The 2,616-nt window shown below is 68.0% G+C and carries 2 protein-coding genes and 2 pseudogenes; 1 reads left to right on the top strand and 3 read right to left on the bottom strand.

What is annotated here, in order from left to right:
- Positions 1–93 (bottom strand): annotated as a pseudogene (locus tag AC1DOC_RS28700) (cob(I)yrinic acid a,c-diamide adenosyltransferase); the annotation flags it as partial.
- A 16-nt stretch (positions 94–109) separates the two neighbouring features.
- A complete protein-coding gene (locus AC1DOC_RS28695; RefSeq protein ID WP_436299167.1) occupies positions 110–616 on the bottom strand; it encodes a DinB family protein in 507 nt (168 codons plus the stop codon).
- Between the two features lie 87 nt (positions 617–703).
- On the opposite strand from AC1DOC_RS28695, the gene AC1DOC_RS28690 reads away from it, so the two are divergent.
- Entirely contained in the window at positions 704–2,128 is a 1,425-nt protein-coding gene (locus AC1DOC_RS28690; protein ID WP_436299166.1) for an FAD-binding oxidoreductase, read from the top strand.
- An 82-nt stretch (positions 2,129–2,210) separates the two neighbouring features.
- Here AC1DOC_RS28690 and AC1DOC_RS28685 read toward each other — a convergent pair.
- Positions 2,211–2,616, bottom strand: a pseudogene (locus tag AC1DOC_RS28685) (peptidoglycan-binding protein); the annotation flags it as partial.

The raw sequence follows: 2,616 nt of genomic DNA, 5'->3' as shown, positions 1-2,616 counted from the left end.
CAGGTGGTCCTTGGGCACGCGGGTGTTGTCGCCGAGGCCGGTGGTGCCGTCGTCGCCGGTGCGGGTGGCGATCTGCGAGAGTCGGTTGCCCATGATGGGTGCTCCTGGTTTATGCGGCGAACGCGGCCTTCGACGCATCGATCTTGCCGGCCAGCCATTGCAGGCCCGCCAGATGCTGCTGGTCGTGGCTGCAGAGGTAGTGGACAAGGCTGCGCATCGTGAGTGGCCCATAGCCTTCGAACACGGCCGTGCGCGCAAGTTGCACGTCCGTCAGGTTCGAGACGATGTCCATGGTCCGGGCACGCGCAATGCGGAATTCAGCGAGCACCTTTTCCGCGTCGGCCATGCCATAGGCGCGCGCAATGGCAAGCGGTTCGCTGTCGATCGAGGCCAGCGTCGGACGGCTTTCTTCCAGCGTGCGGCGAAAGCGCACGTGATAGCCCTCGACCTCGATGTCGCGCACATGGCAGAGCTGCTCGATGGCCGTGAAGGCCTCGCTGGGCACACCCTCCCACGAGGGCGGCGCCCAGTGCCGGAAGGCATGGGGAATGGCCGCGTAGTGGGCTTCGAGCTGCGAAGGGAATGCGGCAAGCGCTACGAGGGTCGTGGGGTTCATGGCTTTTTCCGAAGCGCATTATGGTGCGCGCTCCGTAAAATGGCCGGACAGAGCCCCCGCCCCCCTTTCACGCCCAGGAGACGCCCGATGAACGCCCCGACCCCAACCTCGCACCTGCTGCCGGCGCTTCATCTGCGCAATGTGCCCGACAGCCTGATCGAGGGCCTGAAAGCGCGCTTCGGCGGCAACTGTTCCACGGCCATGGCCGTGCGCACCCAGCATGGCCGCGACGAGTCCTCGTTCGATGCGCCGCCGCCCTCGGCCGTGGTGTTTGCCGAAAGCACGCAGGACGTGGCCGACGCGGTGAAGCTCGCGAGCGAGCACAGCGTGCCGGTCATTCCCTTTGGCGTGGGCTCGTCGCTCGAAGGCCACCTGCTGGCGGTGCAGGGCGGCATCAGCATCGACGTCTCGCGCATGAACCGCGTACTGTCGGTCAATGCCGACGACCTCACCGTCACCGTGCAGCCCGGCGTCACGCGCAAGCAGCTCAACGACGAGATCAAGAGCACGGGCCTGTTCTTTCCCATCGACCCGGGCGCGGACGCCTCCATCGGCGGCATGACCGCCACGCGCGCGAGCGGCACGAACGCGGTGCGCTACGGCACCATGCGCGAGAACGTGCTGGCGCTCGAAGTGGTCACGGCCAGCGGCGACGTGATCCGCACCGGCACGCGCGCAAAGAAGTCGTCGGCCGGCTACGACCTCACGCGCCTCATGGTGGGCAGCGAGGGCACGCTGGGCGTGGTCACCGAAGTCACGCTGCGCATCTACCCGCTGCCCGAGGCGGTGTCGGCCGCGATCTGCTCGTTCCCGAGCATCGAGGCCGCGGTGCGCACCACCATCGAGACCATCCAGCTCGGCGTGCCGATTGCGCGCGTGGAGCTGATCGACGTGAACACGGTGCGCATGGTCAACACCTACGCCAAGCTCGACCTGCGCGAAGAGCCGATGCTGCTGATGGAATTCCACGGCTCGCCGGCCGGCGTGAAGGAGCAGGCCGAGACGGTGCAGGAGCTCGCGAGCGGCCATGGCGGCAACGCCTTCGAATGGGCCAGCACGCCGGAAGAGCGCACGCGCCTGTGGACCGCGCGGCACAACGCCTACTTTGCGGCTGTGCAGTCGCGCCCCGGCTGCCGCGTGATCTCGACCGACACCTGCGTGCCCATCTCGCGCCTGGCCGACTGCCTGCTCGACTCCGTGGCCGAAGCCGATGCCAGCGGCATCCCCTACTTCCTGGTCGGCCACGTGGGCGACGGCAATTTCCACTTCGGCTACCTGCTCGACCCGAACATCCCCGAAGAGCGCGTGAAGGCCGAGGAACTGAACCATTCGCTCGTGAGCCGCGCACTGGCGCTCGAGGGCACCTGCACCGGCGAGCACGGCGTGGGGCTGCACAAGATGGACTTCCTGGTGACGGAAGCTGGCGTGGGTGCGATCGACATGATGCGCACGATCAAGCGCGCGCTCGACCCGAAGAACATCATGAATCCCGGAAAGATCTTCGCGCTCTGATCCTTTCGGAAGCACGCCCATGAAAAAGCCCGGCGGCTCGCAAGAGCCCCGGGCTTTTTTGCCGCTGGCCGAACGCCTTGCCTTACCTGCGGCGGCGTGCGGGCGCCGGCTGCTCGGCCGGCACGTAGGTCTGCGACGGTGCCGCGCCGCCATCCACGCCGAGCCGGCCGCCGCCGCCCAGGCCCTGGCCGCGCACCGTCTGCGCCTTGTAGCTGCGCAGCGAACGGACCATCTGGTTGAACGCGTCCATGAAGGCCGCGGCAATCACCTTGCCTTGCGCCGTGTTGGTGTAGCCGCCGAGGCCGCCGCCGGCACTGCGGCCGGCCAGTGCACCGAAGGCGCCGAAATCGGTCTTGGAGGCGCTGCCTTCCGAAGCCGCGACCTGCACGCCCGAGCGGTTGTCGATGAGCGTCAGCAGCGCGCTGGCTTCCTTGGTCTGGAGGCTGGCACCCAGGCTCGCGATGGCGCGGCCGCGGCCACCGCCGACC

The organism is Variovorax sp. 01T439_2 (assembly GCF_056398445.1).
The sequence above is the reverse complement of the archived record's forward strand: the minus strand, read 5'-3'. Positions and strand labels throughout refer to the sequence as shown.